We start from the raw sequence: 25,358 nt of genomic DNA, 5'->3' as shown, positions 1-25,358 counted from the left end.
AAGTCGAATAGGCTGCCGATTAGCGAAAGTAAATGTGCCGCAGCGACACACTCAGCTCTCCGGCAGGGGAATGAACTCCTTCTCATCACCAGGAACGATATCGAAGCGGCCTGTCTTCCATTCCTGCTTGGCCTGCTCGATGCGTTCCTTCGAGGAGGAAACGAAATTCCACCAGATGTAGCGCGGCGAGCCGAGCGAGGCGCCGCCGAACAGCATGAAGTGCGCCCCCTGTTCCGACGACACGACGATCTCGTCGCCGGGGCGGAACACCAGCAGGCGGTTCTCGGAGAAACGATCGCCCGAAATGGTGACGATGCCGTCGAGCACGTAGATGGCGCGTTCCTCGGCATCCGCGGCGATGCGGTACTTCGCGCCGGGCGCCAGCCGGATGTCGGCGTAAAGCGTGTCGTGATAGGTGGTGACCGACGCGCGGCGGCCTTCCAGTTCGCCGATGATGAGGCGGCTGGACACACCTTCAGCCTCGAAAGCCGGCAGCGACGTGCCCGCCGTGTTTTCGAACACCGGCGCCATTTCCTCGTCTCTGTCGGGCAGCGCGATCCAGGTCTGCAGGCCCGACATCGACATCGGCGAGCCGCGCAGTTCCTCTGGCGTGCGTTCGGAATGAACGATGCCGCGCCCGGCCGTCATCAGGTTCACGTCGCCCGGCGAGATGACCATTTCGGTGCCAAGCGAATCGCGGTGCCTGATCTTGCCGTCGAACAGATAAGTCACCGTCGACAGGCCGATATGCGGATGAGGGAGCACGTCCAGCGCCTTGCCGGCGCGCAGGATGGCGGGCCCCATGCGATCGAAGAAGATGAAGGGACCGACCAGCCGGCGCTTGGCGATCGGCAATGCGCGGCGCACCTCGAAACCGCCAATGTCTTTGGCGTTGGCGATAACCATCAGTTCGATGGCGTCGCAGGAAAAGGCGTCGCCGGGTTCGGGATCGTTTCCGGGAAAGAAGCTCATGGGTGTTGCTCCATCCGGCGGCGGCGCCGCCTCATGGAAGGAAACTTATACCCCTGCCCGGTTCAGGCATACCGGCGATGCGACGACGGTTTGTTCACCGCATCAATCCCCGTCGAGCGGCTCCGTGCCGACCGGCTTGCCGTCGCGGGCGAGCCTGATCTTCTCCACCTTGTCCTCGGCCGCCTTGAGCAGGCGGTCGCAATGCGCCTTCAGCGCCTCGCCGCGCTCGTAGATGCGGATCGACTGGTCGAGCGGCACGTCGCCGCGCTCCAGATCGTCGACGATCTTCTCCAGCGCATCCAGCGCCTGTTCGAAGCTCATCGCCTTGACGTCTTCATTCGCTTCCGCGGCCATCCCTTATCCTTTCATCAGGCGGCCGACATGCGCTGCGACCGAAAATGCCAATCCGTGCAGGTCGTAGCCGCCTTCGAGCAGGCTGACCAGCCTGTTTGCGCTGTGGCGGCGGGCGCTGTCCATCAGCTGCCCGGTCGCCCAGTCGAAATCGTCCTCGGTCAGGTTGATCTCGGCCAGCGGGTCGCGATGATGCGCGTCGAAGCCGGCCGAGATGATGACGAGATCCGGCGCGAAGGCGTCGATCGCCGGCAAGACACGGGTGCGGAACGCCTCCCGGAAGACATCGCTGCCGGTGGCTGGCGCCAGCGGCGCGTTGACGATGTTGCCGGCACCGGTCTCGTTCTTGGCGCCGGTGCCAGGGAAAAGCGGCATCTGATGCGTCGAACAGTAGAGCACCGAGGGATCGTCCCAGAAAATGTCCTGGGTGCCGTTGCCGTGGTGCACGTCCCAGTCGACGATGGCGACACGCTCGACGCCATGCTTTTCCTGCGCGTGACGCGCGGCAATCGCGGCAGTGTTGAACAGGCAGAAGCCCATGGCGGTGGTCTTTTCGGCATGGTGGCCGGGCGGCCGCGCCGCCACGAAGACATTGTCGGCATCGCCGGCGAAGACATCGTCCACCGCCGCATTGGCAGCGCCGATCGCGGTCAGCGCAGCCTGCCAGGTCTTCGGGCTGGCAGTGGTGTCGGTGTCGATCTGGGCAAGGCCGGTCGCGGGGATCGCCTTGCGCACGCGTTCGACGAAATCCCTCGGATGGCAATAGAGGATGGTCGCCTCGTCGCCCAATGGCGCCTCGCGCCGGTCGAGCGCGGCGAAAGCCTCGTCGTCGAGCACACGCTCGATGGCGCGCAGCCGGTCCGGCCGCTCCGGGTGGCCGGGCGGCGTGATGTGCTCCAGAAAGATCGGATGCGAATAAAGGCGGGTCGTCATCGCCCTATCTTATCAGCAATGGTCGTGATGGCCACGCGACAAGCGGCATGGCGCTGGGGAAAATGCCCGGCGCGTCATTTGGCGTCGGCTTCCCGGCTGTTCTTACGCCGGCAATGCGCTAAGATGACATCGCTGCCAGGTGCCCGCTGCGAGGCGGGAGAATCGGGAACACGGTGAAAATCCGTGGCGTGCCCAGCGCTGTATGGGGGACCGCTCGGCAAAGGCCACTGTTTTTCGGAACGGGAAGGCGCCGCAAGCGGGACGAACCCAAGCCAGAAGACCGGCCGGGCAGGAATGGTCATCCGCATGGACGGGCGGATGGTATGGTTCCGATCGCAAGGGAAACGCGATGCACGCCGTCCGCACTCCAGCCTCCCCCGACAATTCGTTCGAGGATTTCGAACGCGACGCCGTCTACCGCGCCATCTTCACGCGCCGCGACGTGCGCAGCCATTTCCGCCCAGACCCCATCGACGACGCCGTGCTGGCGCGGCTTCTGACGGCCGCGCATCACGCACCCTCGGTCGGCTTCATGCAGCCCTGGAACTTCGTCGTTGTCCGCGACATGGGCCGGCGCGAGGCGGTGCGCGACCTGTTCCTCGCGGCGCGCAACGAGGAACTGCCACACATCGCCGGGGAGCGGCAGGCGCTCTACCGCAAGCTCAAGCTGGAAGGCATCTGCGAAAGCGCGCTGAACCTCTGCATCACCTGCGACCGGCGCCGCAGCGAGGGCTCGCCGCTCGGCCGCTGGCACAATCCGCAGATGGATCTCTTCAGCACGGTCTGCGCCGTGCAGAATTTCTGGCTGGCGGCGCGGGCGGAAGGCATCGGCGTGGGCTGGGTCAGCATTCTCGATGCCGACGCGCTCAAGCGCCTGCTCGACATTCCCGAGCCGGTCGTGCCCATCGCCTATCTCTGCGTCGGCCATGTCCGCGAGTTCGCCGCGCGGCCGGACCTGGAGCACAGCGGCTGGGCCTCGCGGCTGCCGCTGGCCGACCTCATCATGAGCGAGACCTATGCCGGCGCCGGCGAGGAGGCGCTGAAGGCCGCCTGCGTTGCACCCGGCGCGGACCGGTAACCGTCAGGCAGCCTGATTGTCGCGCACGCGCAGCCCTTCCAGAAGCGCGCGAAAGGATTTGACCGCCTTCTTCGACGTCTCATGCGGATCGTCGGCGTTGGCGATCCACTGTGCGGCGTAAAGCGAGGCGCCGCTGACGATGCGCGCCATCGCCTCCGGGTCGATGTCGCCGACCACGCCCTCCTCCTTCAGCGCGGTGAGGTTGCCGGTTATCGAGGTGATACAGGCATTGGCATTGGGCCATTGCGACGGGTCGCCGAGGATTGCCGGACCGTCGCGCAGCACGATGCGCTGGATTTCCGGCTCCAGCGCCATTTCGATATAGCCGACATTCTCATCGACGAAGCGCTGCCAGCGGTCCGTCGCCCGGGCCGAGATGACGCACAGCCGCTCGTTCATCTCCGCGTCGAGCTCGGCGATGACGGCCTCCAGCAATCCCTTCTTGTCGCCGAAGTGATGATAGAGCGCGCCGCGGGTCAGCCCCGCCTCGGCGGTGAAGTCGTCCATCGAGGCGTTGGCGTAACCGACGGTGGCGAAGGCGCGCCGCGCCGCCGCGATCAGCTTGGCGCGCGTCTCGGCGATCATTTCGCTGCGAGGTTTGTGCGCGGTCCTCATCTGGTCGTTCCTTTTCACATACGTCGCGTATATTTTTTCACATACGCACCGCATATTAATTGACATACGCAACGTATGCAATTATCTCATTCGCATACGCCACGTATGTATGTGGCACCCCTTCGAAAATCCAGGAGTGCTCCGATGCACAATCCTTACAGCGAAATCTTCCGAACCCCGGGAACCAAGGGTTTTGCGGCCGCGGCCTTCATCGCCCGCCTGCCCATCGCCATGGCGCCCATCGGCATCGTCGCCATGCTGTCGCAGACGCGCGGCGAATATTGGCTGGCCGGCGGCGTTTCCGCCACCTTCGCCTTCACCAACGCCTTCCTGGCGCCGCAGATATCGCGGCTGGTCGACCGCATGGGCCAGACCGCCGTCGCGGTGCCGACGACGATCGTCTCGATCATCGCCTTCGCAGCACTTCTCGTCGCCACCAACCAGGACTGGCCGGCCTGGACGCTGTTCGTCTCGGCCTTCCTGGCCGCCGCCATGCCCAGCGTGCCGGCCATGGTGCGGGCGCGCTGGACCGAAATCTTCCGCGACCGGCCTGAGCTCAACACCGCCTTCGCCTTCGAATCGGCGGCGGATGAGCTCGTCTACATTGCCGGCGCCTCGCTGTCGGTCGGCCTCTCCGTCGCCCTGTTCCCGGAAGCCGGCATGCTGGCCAGCACATTGTTCCTCGCCTTCGGCATGACGGCCTTCATCCTGCAGCGCGCCAGCGAGCCGAAGGTTAGGCCGCTCGAACATGGCAGCGGCGGCTCGGCCATCGCGCTCTGGCCGGTGCGCATCGTCACCTTCGCCCTCATCTTCGTCGGCGCGATCTTCGCCACCGCCGAGGTGAGTTCGGTGGCCATCACCAAGGAACTCGGCCAACCGGGTGCTGCCAGCCTCGTCATCGGCGTCTATGCGCTGGGCTCCTTCGCCGTCGGCCTGATCGTCGGCGCGCTCAACCTGCAGGCGCCGAAGCAACGCCTGCTCGCCATTTCGCTCGCCATCATCAGCCTGACCACGTTGCCGCTGCTGGTCGCCAACACCGTGCCGCTGCTGGCAATCGCCATCTTCTTCAGCGGCGTGGCGATCTCGCCCACCTTCATCATGGCCTTCGGCATCATCGAACGCCGCGTGCCAGAAGCCATGCTCACCGAAGGCATCACCTGGGTGATGACGGGCATCGGCATCGGCATGGCGCTCGGTGCTTTCGTGGCCGGCTGGGTGGTCGACAATTACGGCGCGCAGAACGGGTTCTGGGTATCAGTGGTTGCAGGCATGATCGCCTTCGTGACAGTGCTCGCCGGCCAGAAGGCACTGGCCGGCGAAGACGAGGGCAATCTGGTATCGGCCGTGCCACAATCGGCGAAGTAAGACTGCCCCAAGCCAACGCCGGTCATTTACCGGCGAAGATGGCGGCAGTATCGAAGCCTGCTCGGTATTGACAGGCATAGCGGGCCGCCGATTGAGGCGGCTCGCATCGGTTTTGAGATATCGTCCCCTTGCAGGTCGCCAGCATGCGCAATCCCTATAGCGAAATATTCAAGGCGCCCGGCGCCAGGGCGTTTTCGGCGGCCGGCTTCATTGCCCGCGTGCCGCTTTCCATGGTCACGCTCGGCATCGTCACCATGCTTTCCGAAACCTATGGCGAGTACTGGCTGGCTGGCGCCGTCGCCGCCACCTTCGCCTTCGCCAATGCCGTGGTCTCTCCGCAGGTTTCGCGGCTCGTCGACCGCCACGGCCAACGCCGCGTCCTCATTCCGGCCACCGCCATCACCGTGGCGGCGCTGGCGACGCTGATGCTGCTGACGCATTTCAAGGCGCCATACTGGACCCTGTTCGCGGCGGCGATCGCCGCCGGTACCATGCCCAGCATCGGCGCCATGGTGCGCGCGCGCTGGAGCAACATCTACGGCGGCAACCCCAGGCTGCACACGGCCTTCGCCTTCGAATCGGTGGTCGACGAGACTATCTTCATGATCGGTCCGGTGCTGGCGATCGGCCTCAGCGTGACCGTCTTTCCCCAGGCCGGGCCGCTGGTGGCGACGCTGTTCCTAGCTTTCGGCACCGTGATCTTCACCATGCAGACGGCGACCGAGCCGCCCATCCACACGCGCGAAAAGCAGCGCGGGCGCTCCATCGTGCGCTTCGGCTTCATGCAGATCCTCATTCTCACCCTGCTTGCCATGGGCGCCATCTTCGGAACATCGGAGGTGACCGCGGTCGCCTTTGCCGAGATGCAGGGCAACAAGGCCGCCGCCAGCCTCGCTTTGTCGAGCTACGCGGCGGGCTCGCTGGTCGCGGGGCTGGCCTTTGGCGCGCTGAAGCTGAAGTTGCCGCTCGGCCGCCAGTTGCTGATTGCCATCGTTCTGGCGGCGCTGACCACGCTACCGTTGCTCATCGTCGGCAACATCACCGCGCTTGCGGTCGTCTTCTTCGTGGCTGGCGTCGCCGTCTCGCCCACCATCATCATCTCGATGGCGCTGGTGGAGAAGCTGGCGCCGTCGTCTCAGCTGACCGAAGGCATGACCTGGGCGATCACCGGCATCAACATCGGCATGGCGGTCGGCTCTTCGGCCTCCGGCTGGACGATCGACGCCTTCGGCGCGGCGAATGGCTTCTGGGTTTCAATCGTGGCCGGGCTGCTTGCCCTGGTCGTGGCGCTCGCCGGCCAGCGCATCCTGCGGGTGCCGGCGCCCTCGTCGGCGGTCGCGGCGACTGCGTGATCTGAGAAGACCATCGAAAACAAAAGGGCGCGTCTCTGGACGCGCCCTTTCTGCTTGTTACGAGCTTTCTACCGCCCCGGTGAGGTCGGGCGCGGCCGCGACGGCTAGAGAATTTCCGTCTTGGCGATGCGGATGCCAAAACCTTCGAGGCCGACATAGTGGCGTTCGCGCGAGGCGATCAGGTTGATGGAGGAAATGCCGAGATCCTTGAGGATCTGGGCGCCGAGGCCGATCTCGCGCCACTCGTTCTCGCGCCGGCGCGCTTCCTCGTGGTCTTCGCGTTCGCCGCCGGCCTGGCGGTTTCGGCCGCCATGGCTGCCGACGCCGACCGAACCCTCGCGCAAATAGACGATGACGCCGCGCTTGCGCTCGCCCAGCGTCTTCATGATGTCATCGAGCACGGTGCGCGTGCCGAACACGTCCGCCGTCACATCCTCCAGATGCAGGCGCACCGGCACGTCCTCGCCGTCGCGAATGTCGCCATAGACGATGGCAAGGTGATGCATCGCTTCCCAGGGCAGCGAATAGGCGATCGCGGTGGCCTTGCCGCCGGGCGTTTCGATGTCCGAACAGGCGACGCGCTCGACCAGCGTTTCCTTGCGCTGGCGGTAGGCGATGAGATCGGCCACCGACACCTGCTTCAGGCCATGCTCCTCGGCGAAGGCCGCCACCTGCGGGCCGCGCTTGACGGTACCGTCGTCATTGACCAGCTCGGAAATGACGCCGACCGGCGGCAGGCCGGCCAGTTTGCACAGATCCACCGCTGCTTCGGTATGGCCCGAGCGCATCAGCACGCCGCCCTCGCGGGCGATCAGCGGGAAGATGTGGCCGGGGCGCACGAAATCGCTGCCGGCGACATTGCCGTTAGCGAGATTGCGTACGGTCAGCGTGCGGTCCTCGGCGGAAATGCCGGTGGTGGTGCCGTGCTTGAAATCGACCGAGACGGTGAAGGCGGTGGTGTGCGCCGAATCGTTGTCGGCCACCATCGGCGCCAGGTTCAGCCGCTTGGCCTCTTCGCGCGGCATCGGCGTGCAGACGATGCCGGAGGTGTGGCGCACGATGAAGGCCATCTTCTCCGGCGTGCAATGCACGGCGGCCACGATCAGGTCGCCCTCGTTCTCGCGCCCGTCATCGTCCATGACCACGACGATCTCGCCGCGCTCGAAAGCGCGCAGGGCTTCGACAATTTTCTTTTGATCGTAGGGCATGGCGCTCGCTTCGCTTGCTGAGGCAATAAGGCACTACGGCATTAGGGCAATAGGGAATTGAGGGAAAGGTCCGGCTGCGACCTGCCCTATCCCCCTACTGCCCTATTCCCTTATTCCCCTAAATTCTTCCCGTCTGCCCTCTATGGCGCAGATAATGATCCGCAATCGCACAGGCCACCATCGCTTCGCCGATCGGCACGGCGCGGATGCCGACGCAAGGGTCGTGGCGGCCCTTGGTGACGACATCGACGTCCCTGCCGTCCTTGTCGATGGATTTGCGCGGACTGAGGATCGACGAGGTCGGCTTGACCGCAAAGCGCGCCACCACCGGCTGGCCGGTGGAAATGCCGCCGAGGATACCGCCGGCATTGTTGGACAGGAATACCGGATTGCCGTCATTGCCCATGCGCATCTCGTCGGCATTCTGTTCGCCGGTGATCTTCGCCGCCTCGAAGCCATTGCCGATCTCGACGCCCTTCACGGCGTTGATCGACATCAGGTTGGAGGCGATGTCCTGGTCGAGCTTGGCGTAGATCGGCGCGCCGAGGCCCGCCGGCACGCCGTCGGCAACGATCTCGATCAGCGCGCCGACCGAGGAGCCCGACTTGCGGATACCGTCGAGATAGGCGGTGAAGACGGGCACGGAGTGCGGGTCCGGCGTGAAAAACGGGTTCTCGGCGTCGCCGACGAAATTCCAGTTCCAGTTGGCGCGGTCGATCTCCTTCTCGCCCATGGCGACCAGCGCGCCGCGCACGACGAGGCCGGGAACCACCTTGCGGGCCAGCGCACCGGCAGCGACACGCGCCGCCGTCTCGCGCGCCGAGGAACGGCCGCCGCCGCGATGGTCGCGGATGCCGTATTTGACCTCATAGGCATAGTCGGCGTGGCCCGGCCGGTACTGGCGGGCGATCTCGCCATAATCCTTGGAGCGCTGGTCGACATTCTCGATCAGCATCGACACCGGCGTACCGGTGGTGATCATGGTGACGCCGTCCTCATCCAGGACGAAACCCGACAGTACCTTGACCTCGTCCGGCTCGCGGCGCTGGGTGACGAAACGCGACTGGCCCGGACGGCGGCGATCGAGCTCGGCCTGGATGTCGTCGCGGGTGAAGCGGATGCCGGGCGGACAGCCGTCGACAACGCAGCCAAGGGCGGCGCCGTGGCTTTCGCCCCAGGTGGTCACCCGGAAAAGATGGCCGAAGGTGTTGTGCGACATCGGTAGCAGCCCTCGCGCGGGCCTCACCCGGCATGGCCTGCCTTCTATTAGCGTTTTTTGCGGCGGTCAAACGAAGCAAGCCCTGCCGGCAACGGCAGCGGGACGAAGGTCGGCGGCGGGCTGGACAGATAAACATCACATGTTATATAATCTGTTATGTAAATGCCTTTGGAGATAGACTATGGTTGAGGATGTCGTTCGCGACCTGGGCTATCTCACCCTCGGCAGCCGCTTCAGGCGCATCGGCGAGCAGTTGCAATCGGAGGTGCAGCGGATTCTGGACCGGGCGGGCGCCGCCATCCCGTCCAGCCAGTTCCCGGCGCTAGCGGCCATCGACCGGCTCGGCCCACTGACAATCGGCGATCTGGCCGAAGCGCTCGGCATGACCCAGCCCGGCGCCACCCGCATCGCCACCCAACTCGCGGAGGCCGGCCTGATCGACATCCGGCAAGGCAAGGATGACCAGCGGCGCAAGATCGCCAGCCTGTCGGAAGCCGGCCAAAACCTCGTCGAGACCTCCAAGCGCGATCTGTGGCCGCATATCGAACGCGCCGTCGCCGAGGTCTGCGCGCCGCTGACCGGTCCCCTGCTTCAACAACTCGCCGCAATCGAACGCGACCTCGAGGCGATCCCTCTGCACCGCCGCGTCGCCAACCGTCTTGGACAGGACCATGAACAGACATCCGCTTGACCGCCCCATCTGGAGCGCGCTGACCGGCCGCCATGCGGCACTCGCTGACGGCGACGCATTGGCGCGCCGCTACGATCCCGCCGTCAGCGCCTTCGCTGCGGCACGTGACGACAGCCCGCCCGCCCTGCTAGCGCTGGCGACGCTGGCAAAACCGGGTTCCGGCCTGCTCCTGCTGCAGGCCGACGCAGTGGTGGTGCCGTCCGGCCTTGTAGCCGTCTCAACGGCGGAAGCCGTCCAGATGATAGCCGAGCAGCCGGCGACGATCGAGCATGACGATCGCATCGAGCAGCTTGGCGCAAGCGACATCCCTGCAATGCAGGCACTGGCCGACCTCACTAAACCCGGGCCGTTCACGCCGCGCGCGCTCGACCTCGGCTCCTTCTGGGGCGTCAAGATCGACGGCCGGCTTGCCGCGATGGCGGGTGAGCGCTTGAAACCCGACGGTTTCACCGAGATCAGCGGCGTCTGCTCGCATCCCGAGGCGCGCGGCCAGGGCCTGGCCAGGCTTCTGTCGATGTATGTGGCCGGCCGCATCCTGGAGCGTAGCGAGGTGCCGTTCCTGCATGCCTATGCGACCAACCAGGCCGCGATCCGGCTCTATGAAACGATCGGCTTCAGGCTGCGATCGGCCATGCATGTCGCGGTGCTCGAACGCGGCTGAAACGCGCCCTTTTTCAACGCACCTGAAAACAAGCCGGGCAAAGTTGTCCACCGGCGGTGACTTAGGTTTGACACATTCGGTTGGTTTCTGCTTGTCTCCGTCGCCGCACGCGGCCGCCGCTGGGAATGGCGTACAACAACAAACATTGAGGACAAACAATGCGTACCCTGCTCGGCGCAGTTGCCGCCACCTTGCTCATCGTGACCGCGGCATTCGCCGGCCAGACCGAAGGCAAAATCAAGAAGGTCGACAGGGACGCGCTGACCATGACGCTGGACGACGGCAAGATCTACAAGCTGAATTCCGAAATGGACCTCGAGGCGCTGAAACCCGGCGTCGACGTCGTCATCGCCTTTGACGTCGCCAATGGCGAGAACGTCATCACCGACATGGAAATCCCGCAGTAGGGCAAGCCGGCGACAGCTCGCTGCAGGGCGCTAGCACGCTGTGAGTGACGATCTCGGTTGCGATGCTGGTCGTGCGGTATCCGTTTTCACAGCAGCGCCGAGCTTTTGATCTGGCTTGCCACCACCGTCCTGTTGCGACCCGCGGCCTTTGCCTGGAGCAAGGCTGCATCGGCACGTGTAACGAGCGTTTCGATCGAGCCATTCAGCGGGGCTGTTGCAACGCCGATGGACGTTGACACCGCGCCCAGAACCCGGCCGGAATGGGAGAGCGTGGCGCCACCGATTTTCTGCCGCAGCGCGTCCGCGAGCTCCGAAGCTTCCTGTTCGTCAAGCCCGGGCAGGAGCACGGTGAATTCCTCACCGCCGAAACGGTAGGCACTGCCGGCTGTACCCACCGTCTCTCGCAATGTCTGCCCGACATACTGCATGACCAGATCTCCCGCGTCGTGGCCGAACTCGTCATTGAAGCGCTTGAAATGATCGATATCGACCATCAGGCAAGCGAGCTGCTCGCCGCTGCGATCCTGCCGGTGCAGCTGCAAGGTTTCATCCAGGAAGCGACGATTGAATAGGCCGGTGAGAGGATCGCGCACGGCCAGCTCGATCAGTTTTTCCCGCAATTGCAGGTTTGCGATCGCTAGGCCGACATTTTCCGCGATCAGCTCGAGATAGAGCCTGGCACCGGCGAACCCGAGCGCTTTCTCTCCACACTCTTCCTGGTAGAGAAGGCCGATCATGTCTCCCTGGGCTGTCAACGGCATGCAGAGCGCGGTCGCGCCCGACGCATCGAGGTGTCGGCATGGAACGTCAGCGCCATTCGCCCCGCTTTCGTGAGAACGGCCACGACGAAGCCCCCAACAGGCAGAGGCGGGAAACGCCGCCAACGAACGTTGCGGTTCGAGCCATGCGCCGGCGCGTATCAGTGCCGTCTTGCTATCGTTGAGGATATAGAGGCCGCCGGCGAAGTCGGGGAATATCTCGGGAATGAAACGAACCACGACCTCGGCAAGCTCTCCCTGGTTCTGGCATGCCTGCACCCGATGCATCATCTGCAGGATCATGTCTTTGGTGCGCTGGTCGGCCCTACGCTCGGCATCCAGCCGCTCCCGCTCGATGAGATTCGTGCGGAATATCCCTATCGCATCGTTCATCTCGCCGATCTCGTCGGCGCGCCGCTCGACCGGCATCTCGACCGTGTAGTCCTGTTTGGCGAGCCGGCTGACGATCCCGGTCATCTGCATGAGCGGCTTCACCACCCTTCGCCTCAGAACGAAATAAAGCACGGCCAAAAACAGCGCGCCGGTAGCCGCCAGCATGACCTTTGCGACAAGGCTCCACCAGTTGCTGCGGTCCCGCGCGGCTTCGAGCTGCGCTCCAGTGCGCGCGCCCGTCAGGTCGCGAAAATGCGCGACCGTCTGGAGAAGCGCCTTCTGGACCCGCTCGTATTCGGCCCCAAACAGGCCTTCCTGGGCGGCGATCTTGTCTCCGCGCTGGAAGGCCTCGACCGCGGTCTGTTCGATCTTGTCCAGCGCATCCGCGTCCCGGACGACCGCTTTCAGCGCTTCCGCCTCGCCCGGCGCCAGCCCCTTGCCGGCCAGCCTGGTTGCTGTGGCCTCGACGTTCCGCTCCGAGTTCTCCTGCGCCTGAAACTCCTTGAGGTAGCGCTCATCGCCGCGCATCACGTAGAGCCGCGCCTCGTCACTTCCAAACTCGGCTCCAAGCGCCAGTTCCTCGGCCAGCGTGTCGAGCGTCAGATGCTCCTCGACCGCGGCGCGTTCCTGGAGGGCGCTGCGCGAAGACATCATGAAGGCGCCACCGGACAGCGCGGTCAGGATGACCGTGATGCCGTAGGCCCAGTTGGTGATGGAGGTTATTCTCATCCTCTTATACTGCCAGCCGCTGTTTGAAGGAGGATTAAGGAGAAACGGGCATCTCCACCGCGATGCAATCGAACTACATGCGGCGTCGGAAGCCCTCTCGTTTTATGGCCTAGAGCCACTCCAGGCGGCGGCCCGATATTTTCAGGACACGGTCCTGCGGGATTTCGAGCGCAGCCGCCTCATCCTTCGAACAGCCAGCGATCATCCGGAACAGGCAACGTATGACACCGCCATGGGTGACGCAGACCGTGTCGCGCTGCATGGCCTGGAAGGCCGGCTGGATTCTCGACAGAAGCGTCTGGTAGCTCTCGGCGCCGGCGCCCGGCGGCGTGAAGTCCCATTTATCCAGCGCCCGCGCCTGGCTAGCACCCGGGAACCGCCGTTCCAGCTCGGGATAGGTAAAACCCTGCCAGTCGCCGAAATTGAGCTCGACCAGTCGCGGGTCGGTACGATAGCCGGCGGGATCGAGCCCCATGGCGGCTCGCATCAGCTGCATCGTCTCGCAGGTGCGGCGCATCGGGCTCGACACATAGTCGAACGCGCCCTTGGCGTCGCCGATCAATGCGGCAAGCTTGACGCCGTTCGCGCTCGCCTGCCGACGCCCGGTGGCGTTCAAGTCGGTGTCAGCCTGCCCCTGCAGACGCTGCTCGGCATTCCAATCCGTCTGGCCGTGGCGCACGACATAGATAAGCGCAGGCATGGTGCGCGAAAACTCCGGACGGGCGTTGGAAAACCGAGGCGACAAGACCGGGCGCGGCCGTTGACGGCCGCCCCGTAGCCGGCCTCAGTCCTTGAGAACGGAAATATCGGGCGCGTCGACCGCCTTCATGCCGACGACATGATAGCCCGAATCGACGTGATGGACCTCGCCGGTAACGCCACGCGAAAGGTCCGACAGGAAATACAGGCCCGAATCGCCGACTTCCTCGGGCGATACCGTGCGCTTCAGCGGCGCATTGTATTCGTTCCACTTGAGGATGTAGCGGAAGTCGCCGATGCCGGAAGCGGCAAGCGTCTTGATCGGGCCGGCGGAAATGGCGTTGACGCGGATGCCCTTCGAGCCGAGGTCGACCGCCAGGTACCGCACCGAGGCTTCCAGCGCCGCTTTGGCCACGCCCATGACGTTGTAATGCGGCATCACCTTCTCGGCGCCGTAATAGGTCAGCGTCAGCAGCGAGCCGCCATTGGTCATCAGCGGCTCGGCGCGCTTGGCGATGGTAGTGAAGGAGAACACCGAAATGTCCATGGTGCGCAGGAAATTGTCGCGCGAAGTCTCGACATAGCGGCCGGTCAGCTCCTCCTTGTCGGAGAAGGCGATGGCGTGCACCAGGAAGTCGAGCCCGCCCCACAGCTTGGAGACATTGTCGAACACCGTGTCCAGGCTCTCCGGATCGGTGACATCGCAATGGCCGACGACATGGGCGCCGAGTTCCGCCGCCAGCGGCTCGACGCGCTTCTTGAAGGCTTCACCCTGATACGTCAAAGCCACCTGGGCGCCGTGGTCGACGCAGGCCTTGGCGATGCCATAGGCAATCGAACGGTTGTTGGCCACACCGAGGATAAGGCCGCGCTTGCCGGCCATCAGGCCCTGTCCACCCACCATATGAGCGCTCTCCGCATACTGTTCTGCTTTGATGTGCCCTATCGCACAGGCGCTTTGCACCTTCAAGCGATGATGGCATGCGGCCAAGGCATTGGTTTTCGGCCGCTCGCGGCGCGAACCAAGCCGACTGCAGGCCTGCAGGCCCGTTTAGCCGGCGTGCAGGGGACAGGCCGGGATCAGAAAAGCCGGCGGTAAACCACGAAGCCGGAGCGCTCGGCGACCTGATCGTAGAGCCGCATCGCGGTGTGGTTGGTCTCGTGCGTATGCCAGTAGACACGCAACGACTCGGCCTGGCGGGCGCGGTCGTAGACGCCCTCGATCAGCGCCTTGCCGACGCCCTTGCCGCGCACATCCTGCGCGGTGAACAGATCCTGCAGATAGCAGTTCGGCGCGATCGCATTGGTCGAGCGATGGAAGATATAATGCACCAGCCCGACCAGACGGCCTTCGTTTTCGGCGACCAGCGCGTGCACGGGCTCATAGGCATCGAAGAAACGCGACCAGGTCGTCTGTGTCACCGCATCGGGCAGCGCCGTCGGTCCAGACCGTCCGTAAAAAGCGTTATAACCGGTCCAGAGCGGCAGCCAGCCCTCGAAATCCTGGCGGGCGACGGGACGGACGATGATCTGAGAGGACATTTTTGAAGGCCGCTGTTTTGATGGACTGCGGCATTCCTAGCTTCACCGCGCCGATGACGACAATGGATCGACTGATCCAATATCTTGGGCCAGATTTCGCCAAAACGGCAAGGACGCTTCAGTTCTGCTTTTTGACCAACGCTTCCAGTTCCGGATCGCCGCTCTCCGGCAGCATGATGCGGACATGGGCATAGAGGTCGCCATGGCCGCCGGCCTTTTCCGGCAGCCCGCGCCCCTTGATGCGCAGCACCTTGTCGGAACTCGACCAGGCCGGCACGTTGAGCGCGATGCGCCCGGTCGGTGTCTCCACCGCCAGCTTGGCGCCAAGCACGGCGTCGCGCAGCGCCACCGGCAGATCGGCGTGCAGGTCGCGGCCCTCGACGCGGTAACGTGCATGACGGCGGAACCTGATCTTGACCAGCGCGTCGCCGGGTTCGCCATAACCCTGCTCGCCCTGCCCCTTCAGCCGGATGGTCTGGCCGTCCTCGACGAAACTGGGCAGCTTCACCGCGACCTTGCGGCCGCCGGGGAACATGGCGGTGACCTTCTCCGCAGTGGCGGCTTCCTCGATGGTGACGTCGAGGACCACATTGATGTCGGCGCCGGCCGGCGCCTGCCGACGGCGCTCGCCGCCCTGACCACCGCCGGCGGCGCCGGGGCGCTGCTGGCTGAAGGCATCGCCGAAAATCTGGCTGAAAATGTCGCCGGCGCCTTCGCCGAACGGGGTGCCGCCGGACGAGCGGAACTCGAAATGGGGACCGCCCGCTCCCTGCTGGCGGCGGAAGCCGGCGAACGGGTCGCCGCCGGCGCCCCCCTCGAAACCCTGGAAGCGCGGCTTGCCGTCGGCGTCGATCTCGCCGCGATCGAAAGCGGCGCGCGCCTTCTCGTCGCCGAGAATCTCATAGGCCTGGTTGGCCGCGGCGAAACGATCCTTGGCCTTGGGATCGTCGGGATTCTGGTCCGGGTGGTGCTTCTTGGCGAGTTTCCGAAACGCCGACTTGATGTCCTTGGACGAAGCGTTCCTGGCAACTCCCAGCACCTCATAGGGGTCGCGCATCAATCCTGCTCATGGAATAGGTAAATTTAGAGTTGCCCACTATATGCGCCCTGATAGGAAGAAATTCCAGTAGCCATGACATGGAAAGCGGAAAATCAGAGCGCCTTGAAATCCTGCATCTGCCAGATGCCGGCGCCGGTCATGCAGACGCTGCCCTTGTACATGGCGACCCCGTCATAGCTTTCGCGCGACACGTCGAAGCGGCGGCAGCGGCCGCTCACGGCGTCGCCTGTTTCGGCCATCTGGGTGATGGCGCCGCGCGAGCCGGTGGTGGTATTCGCCCAAGGCACTGCCTGGCCGGCCAGCCCTTGCACGTCTGCAGAAGAGGCGGCGTTGCGTATCGTCTCCTGGTCGGAGGCCATGCCGGCATCGGCTGTATCGGGCGTCGCGGTCTTGGCGATCGAGCCGGTCACGATTGAGCGGTCGACCTCGGCCTTTTCCAGGCTGAAGCCGCCGGCGCCGCAACCGGCGAGCAAAAGCAGCGCGCATGGCGTCGCCGCCCTGAGACAGGACGAAAGGAAAGTGCCCACTGGCCGGCTGTCAAAATGGTGCGCGATGCGCGACAATCGGCAATTCCTCGGCCAGCTTCAAATCGGAAAAACTATGAACGAGACAGTGTTAACAACAGGTGACTTCACGGAGAGCGCGGAGCCTTTCCGGTTGTTCGCCACCTGGCTCGAAGACGCCTCGAAATCCGAGCCCAACGACCCCAATGGCGTGGCGCTGGCAACCGTCGATGCCGACGGCATGCCCGACGTGCGCATGGTTTTGCTCAAGGGTTTCGACGAACACGGCTTTGTCTTCTACACCAATTTCGAAAGCGCCAAGGGCCGCGAGATTCTGGGCAGCATGAAGGCGGCGATGTGTTTCCACTGGAAATCGCTGCGCCGCCAGGTGCGCATACGAGGCCCGGTCGAGATCGTCACCGACGCCGAGGCCGACGCCTATTACGCGACGCGCCCGCGCGGCAGCCGCATCGGCGCCTGGGCCTCGAAGCAGTCGCGGCCTTTGGAAAGCCGTTTCGCGTTGGAAAAAGCGGTGGCCGAATACACTGCCCGCTACGCCATCGGCGACATTCCGCGACCCAAGCACTGGTCCGGCTTCCGCATCGTGCCGCAGAGCATCGAGTTCTGGCACGACCGGCCGTTCCGCTTGCATGACCGCATGGTCTTCAGCCGCAACGCCGAAGGAGGCTGGGACAAGACGCGCCTCTATCCGTAACCCGCCGCGCCTATTGCGGACGCAGCAGCCTGTCACCATATCCGCCCGGACTGGGGTGACAGGAGAAAAAATGCTGCGTCTGCTTCTCGGAGGCCTGCTCGCGATCGCCGCGCAAATCAGCGCCAAGGCCGAAGAACCCTCCCCCATCCCGCCTGATCCTGAAATCCACCGTATCCTTCAACAGCGCATCGACATCGAAAAACAGAGCCTCGGCATCGTCGTCGGCGTTATCGACGCCAACGGCCGGCGCATCGTCGCGCATGGCCGCTTTGGCGCCGACGATGCGCGCGCGGTCGACGGCTACACCATCTTCGAGATCGGTTCCGTCACCAAGGTTTTCACCGCGCTGGCGCTGGCAGAGATGGCGACGCAGGGCGAAGTGTCGCTCGACGATCCCGTCGCCAAATACCTGCCCGCTGGCGTCACCATGCCAGAGCGCGGGGGCCGCAAGATCACCCTGCGCGATCTCGCCACCCACATGTCCGGCCTGCCGCGCCTGCCGGATAATTTCGCGCCCAAGGACGGTGGCGATCCTTATGCGGACTACACCGTCGACCAGCTCTACGGCTTCCTCTCGGGCTACACGCTGACGCGCGATATCGGTAGCAAATTCGAATATTCCAACCTCGGCTACGGCCTGCTCGGCCATGTGCTGGCACAACATACCGGCGCCGATTATGCGAGCCTGATCCGCGACCGCATCGCCACGCCGCTCGGCCTGCAAAACACCGTCGTCTCGCTTTCGCCGGTACAGCAGGCGCGCCAGACGCCCGGTCACGACCAGGCGCTCGACAAAGCGCCCAACTGGCACATGCCGACGTTGCCCGGCCTCGGCGCGCTCAATTCGAGCGCCAACGACATGCTGACCGTCCTCAAGGCGGCGATGGACGGGCAAAGCTCGCCTTTGACGCCGGCTTTCCGGCTTGCCTTGAGCGAGCGCCAGGCCATCGGCGGCGGCGAGGACACCGGCCTCGGCTGGTTCATCGCCAAGGCCGGCCAAGACGAGATGATCTGGCACAATGGTGGCACCGGCGGCTACCGGTCGTTCATCGGCTTCCTGGCCAAGGCCAAGGTGGGTGTCGTCGTCTTGTCCAACACGTCGACCGAACTGGGCATCGACGACATCGGTCGCCATCTGCTCAACCCGAAATCGAAACTTGCCGAGGCGCCAAAGGTGCGGGTGGCTGCCGCCGTCGATCCCGCTCTCTACGACCGCTATATCGGGCGCTACCAGCTGGCGCCGGATTTTATCCTCACCGTCACCCGCGACAATGACAGACTGTACGTCCAGGCGACCGGGCAGGAGCGTTTCGAGATATTCCCGGAAAACGAGCGCAATTTCTTCCTCAAGGTCCTCAACGCCCAGATCAGTTTCGATGCCAATGGCGACGGCAAGGCCACGCGTCTTGTCCTGCACCAGAACGGCGCCTCCAGTCCGGCGAAAAGGATCGACTAGACGGTCGAGAACCCTTGCGGCACGACCTTCGTATCCGGGCCGCGCCGCCATTTCAGGATGTTCTAACGTTACAGAGATTTAATCGGGGCGTTCAGTTTCGGTTCACCGATCCGCCGGGATACTCGCTCGCGTCCGGGGTGTATCAACCGAGATGAGGAACCCTATGAAGAAGTTCGTTTCCGCCTGCTGCGCGGCCGCCACCTTGTTGACGACCGTCGCCGCTTCCATCGCTCCCGGGGTGGCGGCGCCGATGCCAAGGCCCGCCGTTGCTACCGGCACGGCCGAAATCATGCCCGTCCTGTACCGGCGCGGTTTCTACAACGACCGCGGCTTCTATTATTTTAACGGCCATCGCGGCTATCGCTACGGCCGGCCGGGCTGGCGCCAGTACAACGGCTGGTGGTTCCCCCCGGCGGCCTTCATGGCCGGCGCCATCATCGGCGGTGCGCTCGCTTCGCCGCCGCCCCCGCCACCGGTCTATCGCCGCGCCTACCGGCTCAGCGACGCGCATGTCCGCTGGTGCTACGACCGCTACCGGTCCTATCGCGCGTCCGACAATAGCTACCTAGCCTCCGGCAACATCCGTCGCGAATGCATCTCGCCCTACATGCGCTGAATGCCGAAACGGCGCGTCCCCATGGACGCGCCGTTCTGATAGCCGACCAGGCGAACGACCCCGCTCCGGCGGGGTTATTTCTTGCGGTTCATGAAGGCGACGAAGGCGGCGCGCGCCTCGTCGGATTTCAGGCGTTCGGCGAAATGCCGGCCCTCCTCGTCTATGCGGGCGACAACCTCGTCGCGTCTGCCCAAGAGAAGATCGCGCGCGATCCGCAGGGCTTGTGGCGGCTTGGCCGCGATCTCCTCGGCCTTGGCCAGCACCGTGGCCTCCAGCGCGTCTTCCGCGACGATCTCATAGATCAGCCCCGCCGCCTTGGCGCGCTCGGCGGAGAACCCCTCGCCCAGCGCCAGTAACGCGAAGGCATCCTGGCGGCCGACGATGCGCGGCACGATCAGGCTGGAGGCCGCTTCCGGCACCAGGCCGAGATCGACGAAAGGCGTGCGGAAGACCGTGCGCGGCGTGGCGAAAGTCAGGTCGCAGTGCAAATTGAGCGTGGTGCCGATGCCGACCGCGATACCATCGACGCCCGACAGCAGCGGCTTGCCGAATTTCGCCAGCACATGCAGGAAATCCCACACGTCGCGGCCACCATCGCCACCGGTCGCCATGGCCAGGAAATCGGCCATGTCGTTGCCGGCCGAGAAGGCGCCGGGCACGCCGAGGAAGACGCTGACGCGGATCGCCGGGTCGGCATCCGCCTCGGTCAGCGCCGCCAGCATCGCCAGGTACATGGCGCGGGTTAGCGCGTTTTTCTTGTCGGGGCGGTTCATGCGGATGATCTGAACGGCGCCGCGGCGCTCGACGATGATCTGGTCGGTCACGAATGAAATCCTCTTTCCTAGAATGCTCAGGCCGTGACCAGCGCCCGGGCGGCGGCGGCCAGGCTGTCGGCGCCGCCGACGACGCGGTCCTTGAGTGCTGCGGTCTCGCCCAACAGGTTTTCAGCGAAGAACCGACAAAGCGCGATGCGCGGCTCGGCCCCGGCCAGCCCGCCGCGCGCCAGATAGGCGCCGCCGGCGGCGAGTGAAACCAGCCGCAGATAAGGCGTGGCACCCGCCAGCGCCGTCTCCATGCCGCCATCGGCGGTGCACGCCTGCAGGAAGCGCGTCGCCTCGACGACGTCGGCCAGCGCGCGGTCGAGCAGGTCGGCGCTGCGGCCGAAACCGGGAAGGTTCGAGGTGCGGATCTCGGCCGCCACCGCCTTCAGCTCGTCGATATAGCCGTGGATGTGGGCGCCGCCGCCGAGCGGCAGCTTGCGAGCCACCAGGTCGATCGCCTGGATGCCGTTTGTGCCCTCGTAGATGGGCGCGATGCGGGCGTCGCGATAATAGGCGGCCGCGCCCGTCTCCTCGATGAAACCCATGCCGCCATGGATCTGCACGCCGATCGAGGCGACATCGACGCCGGTATCGGTGGAAAAGGCTTTGGCCAGCGGGGTCAGGAGATTGGCGCGGTCCTGCCAGTGGCAAGCCGCATCGCCCTCGGCGGCATGCGCCATGTCGAGCGCGTGGGCGCAGCAATAGCTGATCGAGCGCGCGATCTCAGTCAGCGCCTTCATGGTCAGCAAATTGCGCTGCACGTCGGCATGGTGGACGATCGGCGCCATGCCCTCGCAGGTATAATCGGCCGCCTTGCCCTGCCGGCGCTCATTGGCATAGGCCAGCGCCTTCTGATAAGCGGCCTCGGCCACCGCCACGCCCTGCATGCCGACGGCGAGGCGAGCGTTGTTCATCATGGTGAACATGCAGGCCAGGCCCTTGTTCTCCTGGCCGACCAGCCAGCCGATGGCGCCGGGCTTGGTGCCACCGAAGCCGTCGCCATAGATCATGGTGCAGGTGGGCGAGGCATGGATGCCGAGCTTGTGCTCGATGCCGGAGCAGAACACGTCGTTGCGAGCGCCGAGCGCGCCATCGTCGCCGACCAGGAATTTTGGCACCAGGAACAGGGAGATACCGCGCGTGCCGGCCGGTGCGTCAGGCAGCCGCGCCAGCACCAGATGTACGATGTTGTCGGTGAAATCGTGCTCGCCATAGGTGATGAAGATCTTCTGGCCGAAGATGCGGTAGGTGCCGTCGCCGGCGGGCTCGGCGCGGCTGCGCAGCGCGGCAAGGTCTGAACCGGCCTGCGGCTCGGTCAGGTTCATGGTGCCCATCCATTCGCCTGATACCAGCTTGGCTAGGTATTTGGCCTTGAGGTCGTCGGAGGCATGCTTGTGCAGTGCCTCCACCGCACCCATGGTCAGCGTCGGTCCGAGACCGAAGGCCATGGCGGCGGAGTTCCACATTTCCAGTGCTGCAACGCCCAGCATGTTGGGCAGCGCCTGGCCGCCGAATTCCTCGGGCCCGGACAGGCCGTTCCAGCCGCCTTCGATCCAGCGCCGGTAAAGATCCTTCCAGCCGGGCGGCATGGTGACGGCGGCATCCTTCAACACCGCGCCGGTCTCGTCGCCGATCTGGTAGAGCGGCGCCACCTCCTCCGTCGCGAAGCGGCCGGCCTCCTCCAGCACCGCGTCGACCAGATCCTCGCCGAGATCGCCGAAGACGCCCGCCTCGAGCGCGGGCCTCAGGCCGGCGACATGTTTCAGCGTGAAGGCGATATCCGCGACCGGTGCCCGATACATGCCTTGAACTCCTCCTCCGATGCAGGGCCGATCCTGCCGCGAGGCGCCACCGCATGGCAACCGCCATCTCGCCACGCCACGCTCGTTCGAACTACTTTTACGTAAACGTCAAACTTTGTCACGCGGATTTTGACGATGGCCGGAGAGGTTTCATGGCTGGGCGATCGTCACGTCGATTTAGCCGCTGGGATCGCGATGCAGCCTTCGGGTTGAGGACTCATAAAAGCGAAACGACGATCCGATGGTCGCCGAGGCCATGTTCGACAAGAAGGCGCGGATGAGGTCAGCTTGGAGCCAACGCCCCGCAAACGCGCTCACAATCGCCGGCGCCGAATGTCGGGATTGAGCGCCAGTTCGGCGCATTTCCTGGCGACGCCCATCCGCCCCGGCACTAGGCTGCGTCTGTTGCCTGAAGGAGAATTCGTATGCGTGGTCATTGCCTATGCGGCACCATTGCTTTCGAAGTCGATGGTCCGGCCCAGGCCTGCGTGGTCTGTCATTGTGAAAGTTGCCGACGGCAATGTTCTGCGCCGATGACCGCCTACATTGGCGTCCTGGACGGCCAATGGCGATGGCTGAGCAAGCTGCCAAAGGTGTTCAACTCTTCTCCCGGCGTGGAAAGAACATTTTGCGACCACTGCGGCACGCCGCTGTCCTTCCGCTCAAGGAAGATGTCCAACGTCATGCATTTTTTCGCGGCGGCGATGGAGGAGCCGGAAAAATTCGCGCCGACGCTGCATGTCGCTTTCGAGGAGAAGCTCCCTTGGCTGAAACTCGGCGACGGCCTGCCGACACGTGTTGGGCCTGACTATACGAAAGACCCAGCCTGAAGACTTGATACCGCGCAGCCAAAAGCGGATCGAGACGAGCTTGAGGGCCGCTCAGGCGGCCCGCTGCACCTCGATGGTGACATGGGAGAGCGAACCGAAGCGGCGAAGCCGGTCGCGATAGAAATCGACCCCGCGCTCGCTGTTCGTCTCCACCGAGACGATGGCGCCGAGATGCCCCGGGCCGAGACGCCAGACATGCAGGTCGGTCAGGTGATCGCCATCCTGCTCCACCGCCTTGCGCACGCCTTCGGTGACATCCTTGTCCGGGTTCATGTCCAAGAGGATCGACCCCGTGTCCCGGATCAGGCCGTAGGACCAGCTGGCGATGACAAGCGCGCCGACAATGCCCGCCACGGGATCCATCCACAGCCAGCCGAAGGCACGCGCCAGCAAAAGGCCGACGATGACCAGCACCGAGACGGCGGCATCGGCCATGACGTGCACCACGGCGGCGCGCATGTTGTTGTCGCGATGCGCGGTGCTGCCGTGACCGTGTTCGTGCTCCTCGAACAGGATCGGGTAATCCGCACCATCGATGGTGACGCGGGCGGTGAAGGCGTGCGGTTCGGGAATCTCCTCGGCGCTTTGCAGATAATCGCCATGGTCTTCCATGCGGAAGGTCTGGCGCGCGCCGTCCGGCCGCACGGTCTCGACCGTGATGGACGACGCGTCAGCCCCATTCGCCTTGACGCGGAAGACTGGCGGATGGTTCGTCTCGAACACGCTGAGCAGCACGATGCCATGCGGTGTCGCGATGCGGTGCTCCTCGTCGTGTCCATGCCCATCATGGTGATGGCCGTGGCCATGGTGGTGGTGGCCGCCGCTCGCCAGCACCAGGGCGGAAACGACGTTCACGGCCAGCCCGAGGACGGCGATCGGAATGGCCTCGGCGAAATGGATGGGAACGGGCGCGACCAGGCGGCTGACCGCCTCATAGGCGATCAGGATCGAAATCATCGCCAGGATGACGGCGCTGGTGAAACCGGCGAGGTCACCGAGCTTGCCGGTGCCGAAGGTGAAGCGGGCATCGCGCGCATGCCGGCGGGCATAGCTGTAGGCAAGAGCGGCCAGCAGCAGCGCGCCGGCATGGGTGCTCATATGCAGGCCGTCGGCAACCAAGGCGATCGAGCCGAACAGCACGCCGCCGACGATTTCCAGCGCCATCATCGCCGCGCACAGCCAGATGACGATCCAGGTCCGGCGTTCGGCATGTTCATGGCCTTCGCCAAGGAAGACGTGGCTGTGCCCGGCGGCAGAGACTTCGAGATTGGTCATTTGAACAACCCTACTTCAAATAGGTACGCACCACCGCCAGGAGTTCCTCGGCGCCGTCATGGTTGAGCGCGCCGGGATATCGCTCCTCGTCGACCAGATGCGTGCGCACATGGCCTTCGATCACCTCGCACATCAGCCCGGACATCGCCGCACGGGTGCTTGCCAGAAGGTGCATCACCTTCTCGCAGCCGGCCTCGGTGTCCAGCGCCCGCTCGATCGCATCCACCTGGCCGCGGATGCGGCGCACGCGGGCCAACAGCTGCTGCTTTTCTCGAGTCGTATGGCTCATAGGGCAATCCTATAGCATAGGGGGTTATCCTATACAAGATACGGTCGAGCGAAGTGTGGGAAAGCCGGATTCATTTGGGATGTCGCTGTGTTTTTGAAGAGCGCCAGCAGCCGCACAGGCGCTTGCCCTTACGAATAAGCCGCCTGGCTCGGGCAAGATATTGAGGCGATCAAGGCGCAGTACCCCTGCGGGTCGCGCTTTTTGACGCTCACCTTTTTGTCCCAACAGGTGTAAGGAACACAACAAAGGAGCACCTCAAAAAATGCTGGCCAGACCTGAAACCTTCCGCTGCATCGAATGCGGGCTGCCTTACCGCGCCGACGGGTTTCACTATCACGAGGGCAGGATCGAGCATGGCGCGGCCTATTGGTCAGACCGCGGCGTGTTGTGCTCGCCGCGCTGCTCGCTCGCCCATCACAAGCGGCGCCAGGCCGAGGGAACGCTGCGCGACAAGCCGGCGCCCGACCCGTTTGAATTCTAGGCGGTCGCTCCACTCCCTCGCGCGGTCGGGAATGACGGACGGATAGGTCGCGCCACTCGTCTTCCGCATACGGCGCCGCTAAAGACGGCACGAGCACCGGTCGATCCCGCCATGCACCCTTCGAGGTATTTGGCACACCCCGTGAAGCTCCGTCATTCCTGACCTCGTGAGCGACCGCAGGGAGCGGAGAGTGTCGGGAACCCATGCCGGAACATTTCCGTAATGGAACCCTTTCAGAACAGGGGATGGGGGAACGCGACGTTCCCGCGCCCGGTTTCGCACGTGTTCGCGGCGCGTTAGTCACGGCATGGATTCCCGACACTCTCCGGTCGCTCCGCTCCCTCACGAGGTCGGGAATGACGAGCAAAAGATGTTGCCCCCATCCCGAGATCAGACGCCCCCGCCCGACGTAAACATCCCCGCCCCACTTCCACACCTGGCTTGAAAAACACCCCACCGCGATCAAGGCATTAGCCGAAACGACCGAGAAAAATCGCCGGCCTCCCATCCACACTTTGCCGGCGCCCCGCTTCAAAA

At 64.6% G+C, this 25,358-nt stretch carries 27 protein-coding genes and 1 riboswitch; of the genes, 11 read left to right on the top strand and 16 right to left on the bottom strand.

All coding sequences use genetic code 11. The annotated features are described in order from the left end of the window. Positions 1–51: 51 nt before the first annotated feature. The 3 genes from QFZ88_RS21770 to QFZ88_RS21760 all read right to left on the bottom strand — a co-directional run bounded on the left by QFZ88_RS21770 (position 52) and on the right by QFZ88_RS21760 (position 2,256). Positions 52–972: a pirin family protein gene (locus tag QFZ88_RS21770; RefSeq protein WP_024926692.1), complete on the bottom strand. Its 921-nt coding sequence runs from the start codon at positions 970–972 to the stop codon at positions 52–54. A 102-nt stretch (positions 973–1,074) separates the two neighbouring features. Further along, complete coding sequence (locus tag QFZ88_RS21765; protein ID WP_024926691.1) at positions 1,075–1,326, bottom strand: exodeoxyribonuclease VII small subunit; 252 nt, start codon at positions 1,324–1,326, stop codon at positions 1,075–1,077. A 3-nt stretch (positions 1,327–1,329) separates the two neighbouring features. Beyond that, a complete protein-coding gene (locus QFZ88_RS21760) occupies positions 1,330–2,256 on the bottom strand; it encodes a histone deacetylase family protein (protein WP_024926690.1) in 927 nt (308 codons plus the stop codon). Between the two features lie 120 nt (positions 2,257–2,376). After that, positions 2,377–2,560, top strand: a riboswitch (cobalamin riboswitch). Positions 2,561–2,605: 45 nt separating this feature from the next. On the opposite strand from QFZ88_RS21760, the gene bluB reads away from it, so the two are divergent. Next, positions 2,606–3,334, top strand: coding sequence for a 5,6-dimethylbenzimidazole synthase (gene bluB / locus QFZ88_RS21755; RefSeq protein ID WP_024926689.1), 729 nt, complete (start codon positions 2,606–2,608; stop codon positions 3,332–3,334). 3 nt (positions 3,335–3,337) lie between these two features. On the opposite strand, the gene QFZ88_RS21750 is transcribed toward bluB, so the two are convergent. Then, the gene (locus tag QFZ88_RS21750; protein ID WP_024926688.1) at positions 3,338–3,949 is read right to left on the bottom strand and encodes a TetR/AcrR family transcriptional regulator; all 612 of its coding nucleotides are present in this window, start codon (positions 3,947–3,949) and stop codon (positions 3,338–3,340) included. 144 nt (positions 3,950–4,093) lie between these two features. Here QFZ88_RS21750 and QFZ88_RS21745 point away from each other — a divergent pair, with 144 nt between their 5' ends. Next, positions 4,094–5,314, top strand: coding sequence for an MFS transporter (locus tag QFZ88_RS21745; protein WP_024926687.1), 1,221 nt, complete (start codon positions 4,094–4,096; stop codon positions 5,312–5,314). Between the two features lie 143 nt (positions 5,315–5,457). Beyond that, positions 5,458–6,666 carry an MFS transporter gene (locus QFZ88_RS21740; RefSeq protein ID WP_024926686.1) on the top strand — a complete coding sequence of 403 codons (1,209 nt, stop codon included), beginning with the start codon at positions 5,458–5,460 and terminating at the stop codon, positions 6,664–6,666. Between the two features lie 104 nt (positions 6,667–6,770). Here the strand turns inward: QFZ88_RS21740 and ribB are convergent, their stop codons facing one another. Together ribB and aroC are read right to left on the bottom strand one after the other, a co-directional pair. Further along, positions 6,771–7,874: a 3,4-dihydroxy-2-butanone-4-phosphate synthase gene (gene ribB / locus QFZ88_RS21735; RefSeq protein WP_024926685.1), complete on the bottom strand. Its 1,104-nt coding sequence runs from the start codon at positions 7,872–7,874 to the stop codon at positions 6,771–6,773. A 118-nt stretch (positions 7,875–7,992) separates the two neighbouring features. Then, the gene (aroC, locus tag QFZ88_RS21730) at positions 7,993–9,093 is read right to left on the bottom strand and encodes a chorismate synthase (protein ID WP_024926684.1); all 1,101 of its coding nucleotides are present in this window, start codon (positions 9,091–9,093) and stop codon (positions 7,993–7,995) included. Positions 9,094–9,274: 181 nt separating this feature from the next. Here aroC and QFZ88_RS21725 point away from each other — a divergent pair, with 181 nt between their 5' ends. The 3 genes from QFZ88_RS21725 (at position 9,275) to QFZ88_RS21715 (ending at position 10,852) form a co-directional block, all read left to right on the top strand. After that, positions 9,275–9,784 carry a MarR family winged helix-turn-helix transcriptional regulator gene (locus tag QFZ88_RS21725; protein WP_024926683.1) on the top strand — a complete coding sequence of 170 codons (510 nt, stop codon included), beginning with the start codon at positions 9,275–9,277 and terminating at the stop codon, positions 9,782–9,784. Next, positions 9,765–10,445 carry a GNAT family N-acetyltransferase gene (locus tag QFZ88_RS21720; protein ID WP_024926682.1) on the top strand — a complete coding sequence of 227 codons (681 nt, stop codon included), beginning with the start codon at positions 9,765–9,767 and terminating at the stop codon, positions 10,443–10,445. Before QFZ88_RS21725 ends, QFZ88_RS21720 begins: the two co-directional genes overlap by 20 nt. A 158-nt stretch (positions 10,446–10,603) precedes the next feature. Then, positions 10,604–10,852 carry a DUF1344 domain-containing protein gene (locus tag QFZ88_RS21715; protein ID WP_024926681.1) on the top strand — a complete coding sequence of 83 codons (249 nt, stop codon included), beginning with the start codon at positions 10,604–10,606 and terminating at the stop codon, positions 10,850–10,852. An 86-nt stretch (positions 10,853–10,938) separates the two neighbouring features. Here QFZ88_RS21715 and QFZ88_RS21710 read toward each other — a convergent pair whose 3' ends face one another. The 6 genes from QFZ88_RS21710 to QFZ88_RS21685 form a co-directional block, all read right to left on the bottom strand. Continuing rightward, the gene (locus tag QFZ88_RS21710; protein ID WP_024926680.1) at positions 10,939–12,732 is read right to left on the bottom strand and encodes a diguanylate cyclase; all 1,794 of its coding nucleotides are present in this window, start codon (positions 12,730–12,732) and stop codon (positions 10,939–10,941) included. Between the two features lie 109 nt (positions 12,733–12,841). Next, positions 12,842–13,432 carry a histidine phosphatase family protein gene (locus QFZ88_RS21705; protein ID WP_024926679.1) on the bottom strand — a complete coding sequence of 197 codons (591 nt, stop codon included), beginning with the start codon at positions 13,430–13,432 and terminating at the stop codon, positions 12,842–12,844. 84 nt (positions 13,433–13,516) lie between these two features. Continuing rightward, positions 13,517–14,335, bottom strand: a complete 819-nt coding sequence (gene fabI / locus QFZ88_RS21700; RefSeq protein WP_024926678.1) for an enoyl-ACP reductase FabI — start codon at positions 14,333–14,335, stop codon at positions 13,517–13,519. A gap of 176 nt (positions 14,336–14,511) precedes the next feature. Beyond that, entirely contained in the window at positions 14,512–14,973 is a 462-nt protein-coding gene (locus QFZ88_RS21695) for a GNAT family N-acetyltransferase (RefSeq protein WP_024926677.1), read from the bottom strand. 118 nt (positions 14,974–15,091) lie between these two features. Beyond that, positions 15,092–16,030, bottom strand: coding sequence for a DnaJ C-terminal domain-containing protein (locus tag QFZ88_RS21690; RefSeq protein ID WP_024926676.1), 939 nt, complete (start codon positions 16,028–16,030; stop codon positions 15,092–15,094). 95 nt (positions 16,031–16,125) lie between these two features. Next, entirely contained in the window at positions 16,126–16,596 is a 471-nt protein-coding gene (locus tag QFZ88_RS21685) for an RT0821/Lpp0805 family surface protein (protein ID WP_024926675.1), read from the bottom strand. 37 nt (positions 16,597–16,633) lie between these two features. On the opposite strand from QFZ88_RS21685, the gene pdxH reads away from it, so the two are divergent. The 3 genes from pdxH to QFZ88_RS21670 all read left to right on the top strand — a co-directional run bounded on the left by pdxH (position 16,634) and on the right by QFZ88_RS21670 (position 19,323). After that, entirely contained in the window at positions 16,634–17,251 is a 618-nt protein-coding gene (gene pdxH / locus QFZ88_RS21680; RefSeq protein WP_024926674.1) for a pyridoxamine 5'-phosphate oxidase, read from the top strand. A gap of 70 nt (positions 17,252–17,321) precedes the next feature. Beyond that, positions 17,322–18,707: a serine hydrolase gene (locus QFZ88_RS21675; RefSeq protein ID WP_024926673.1), complete on the top strand. Its 1,386-nt coding sequence runs from the start codon at positions 17,322–17,324 to the stop codon at positions 18,705–18,707. A 151-nt stretch (positions 18,708–18,858) separates the two neighbouring features. Continuing rightward, positions 18,859–19,323 (top strand): BA14K family protein, encoded by a 465-nt coding sequence (locus QFZ88_RS21670; protein ID WP_373426395.1) that lies wholly within the window; start codon positions 18,859–18,861, stop codon positions 19,321–19,323. Between the two features lie 74 nt (positions 19,324–19,397). Here the strand turns inward: QFZ88_RS21670 and QFZ88_RS21665 are convergent, their stop codons facing one another. Then, complete coding sequence (locus tag QFZ88_RS21665; protein ID WP_024926672.1) at positions 19,398–20,147, bottom strand: crotonase/enoyl-CoA hydratase family protein; 750 nt, start codon at positions 20,145–20,147, stop codon at positions 19,398–19,400. A 26-nt stretch (positions 20,148–20,173) separates the two neighbouring features. After that, on the bottom strand, positions 20,174–21,946 hold the full coding sequence (locus QFZ88_RS21660; protein ID WP_024926671.1) for an acyl-CoA dehydrogenase: 1,773 nt from the start codon (positions 21,944–21,946) through the stop codon (positions 20,174–20,176). 425 nt (positions 21,947–22,371) lie between these two features. Between QFZ88_RS21660 and QFZ88_RS21655 the strand changes: the two genes are divergently transcribed. Continuing rightward, positions 22,372–22,776, top strand: a complete 405-nt coding sequence (locus QFZ88_RS21655; RefSeq protein WP_081766976.1) for a GFA family protein — start codon at positions 22,372–22,374, stop codon at positions 22,774–22,776. Between the two features lie 51 nt (positions 22,777–22,827). Here QFZ88_RS21655 and dmeF read toward each other — a convergent pair whose 3' ends face one another. Both dmeF and QFZ88_RS21645 read right to left on the bottom strand, forming a co-directional pair. Then, complete coding sequence (gene dmeF, locus QFZ88_RS21650; RefSeq protein WP_024926669.1) at positions 22,828–24,051, bottom strand: CDF family Co(II)/Ni(II) efflux transporter DmeF; 1,224 nt, start codon at positions 24,049–24,051, stop codon at positions 22,828–22,830. Between the two features lie 10 nt (positions 24,052–24,061). Then, entirely contained in the window at positions 24,062–24,340 is a 279-nt protein-coding gene (locus tag QFZ88_RS21645) for a metal/formaldehyde-sensitive transcriptional repressor (RefSeq protein ID WP_024926668.1), read from the bottom strand. 262 nt (positions 24,341–24,602) lie between these two features. Here QFZ88_RS21645 and QFZ88_RS21640 point away from each other — a divergent pair, with 262 nt between their 5' ends. After that, complete coding sequence (locus QFZ88_RS21640) at positions 24,603–24,821, top strand: hypothetical protein (RefSeq protein ID WP_024926667.1); 219 nt, start codon at positions 24,603–24,605, stop codon at positions 24,819–24,821. Positions 24,822–25,358: the final 537 nt, after the last annotated feature.

Origin of the sequence: Mesorhizobium sp. YL-MeA3-2017, assembly GCF_030814575.1 — a bacterium.
GTDB classification, from domain to species: domain Bacteria; phylum Pseudomonadota; class Alphaproteobacteria; order Rhizobiales; family Rhizobiaceae; genus Mesorhizobium; species Mesorhizobium terrae.
The sequence above is the reverse complement of the archived record's forward strand: the minus strand, read 5'-3'. Positions and strand labels throughout refer to the sequence as shown.

Excerpts from the sequence above, each read along its gene's own strand:
- QFZ88_RS21645 (WP_024926668.1), bottom strand. The coding sequence starts at position 24,340 with ATGAGCCATACGACTCGAGAAAAGCAGCAGCTGTTGGCCCGCGTGCGC.
- ribB (WP_024926685.1), bottom strand. The coding sequence starts at position 7,874 with ATGCCCTACGATCAAAAGAAAATTGTCGAAGCCCTGCGCGCTTTCGAG.
- QFZ88_RS21725 (WP_024926683.1), top strand. The coding sequence starts at position 9,275 with ATGGTTGAGGATGTCGTTCGCGACCTGGGCTATCTCACCCTCGGCAGC.
- QFZ88_RS21765 (WP_024926691.1), bottom strand. The coding sequence starts at position 1,326 with ATGGCCGCGGAAGCGAATGAAGACGTCAAGGCGATGAGCTTCGAACAG.
- QFZ88_RS21745 (WP_024926687.1), top strand. The coding sequence starts at position 4,094 with ATGCACAATCCTTACAGCGAAATCTTCCGAACCCCGGGAACCAAGGGT.
- QFZ88_RS21640 (WP_024926667.1), top strand. The coding sequence starts at position 24,603 with ATGCTGGCCAGACCTGAAACCTTCCGCTGCATCGAATGCGGGCTGCCT.
- QFZ88_RS21670 (WP_373426395.1), top strand. The coding sequence starts at position 18,859 with ATGAGGAACCCTATGAAGAAGTTCGTTTCCGCCTGCTGCGCGGCCGCC.
- bluB (WP_024926689.1), top strand. The coding sequence starts at position 2,606 with ATGCACGCCGTCCGCACTCCAGCCTCCCCCGACAATTCGTTCGAGGAT.
- pdxH (WP_024926674.1), top strand. The coding sequence starts at position 16,634 with ATGAACGAGACAGTGTTAACAACAGGTGACTTCACGGAGAGCGCGGAG.
- QFZ88_RS21760 (WP_024926690.1), bottom strand. The coding sequence starts at position 2,256 with ATGACGACCCGCCTTTATTCGCATCCGATCTTTCTGGAGCACATCACG.
- QFZ88_RS21720 (WP_024926682.1), top strand. The coding sequence starts at position 9,765 with ATGAACAGACATCCGCTTGACCGCCCCATCTGGAGCGCGCTGACCGGC.
- QFZ88_RS21710 (WP_024926680.1), bottom strand. The coding sequence starts at position 12,732 with ATGAGAATAACCTCCATCACCAACTGGGCCTACGGCATCACGGTCATC.
- QFZ88_RS21695 (WP_024926677.1), bottom strand. The coding sequence starts at position 14,973 with ATGTCCTCTCAGATCATCGTCCGTCCCGTCGCCCGCCAGGATTTCGAG.
- QFZ88_RS21690 (WP_024926676.1), bottom strand. The coding sequence starts at position 16,030 with ATGCGCGACCCCTATGAGGTGCTGGGAGTTGCCAGGAACGCTTCGTCC.
- QFZ88_RS21705 (WP_024926679.1), bottom strand. The coding sequence starts at position 13,432 with ATGCCTGCGCTTATCTATGTCGTGCGCCACGGCCAGACGGATTGGAAT.
- QFZ88_RS21740 (WP_024926686.1), top strand. The coding sequence starts at position 5,458 with ATGCGCAATCCCTATAGCGAAATATTCAAGGCGCCCGGCGCCAGGGCG.
- QFZ88_RS21770 (WP_024926692.1), bottom strand. The coding sequence starts at position 972 with ATGAGCTTCTTTCCCGGAAACGATCCCGAACCCGGCGACGCCTTTTCC.
- dmeF (WP_024926669.1), bottom strand. The coding sequence starts at position 24,051 with ATGACCAATCTCGAAGTCTCTGCCGCCGGGCACAGCCACGTCTTCCTT.
- aroC (WP_024926684.1), bottom strand. The coding sequence starts at position 9,093 with ATGTCGCACAACACCTTCGGCCATCTTTTCCGGGTGACCACCTGGGGC.
- QFZ88_RS21715 (WP_024926681.1), top strand. The coding sequence starts at position 10,604 with ATGCGTACCCTGCTCGGCGCAGTTGCCGCCACCTTGCTCATCGTGACC.
- QFZ88_RS21750 (WP_024926688.1), bottom strand. The coding sequence starts at position 3,949 with ATGAGGACCGCGCACAAACCTCGCAGCGAAATGATCGCCGAGACGCGC.
- QFZ88_RS21660 (WP_024926671.1), bottom strand. The coding sequence starts at position 21,946 with ATGTATCGGGCACCGGTCGCGGATATCGCCTTCACGCTGAAACATGTC.
- fabI (WP_024926678.1), bottom strand. The coding sequence starts at position 14,335 with ATGGTGGGTGGACAGGGCCTGATGGCCGGCAAGCGCGGCCTTATCCTC.
- QFZ88_RS21675 (WP_024926673.1), top strand. The coding sequence starts at position 17,322 with ATGCTGCGTCTGCTTCTCGGAGGCCTGCTCGCGATCGCCGCGCAAATC.
- QFZ88_RS21655 (WP_081766976.1), top strand. The coding sequence starts at position 22,372 with ATGCGTGGTCATTGCCTATGCGGCACCATTGCTTTCGAAGTCGATGGT.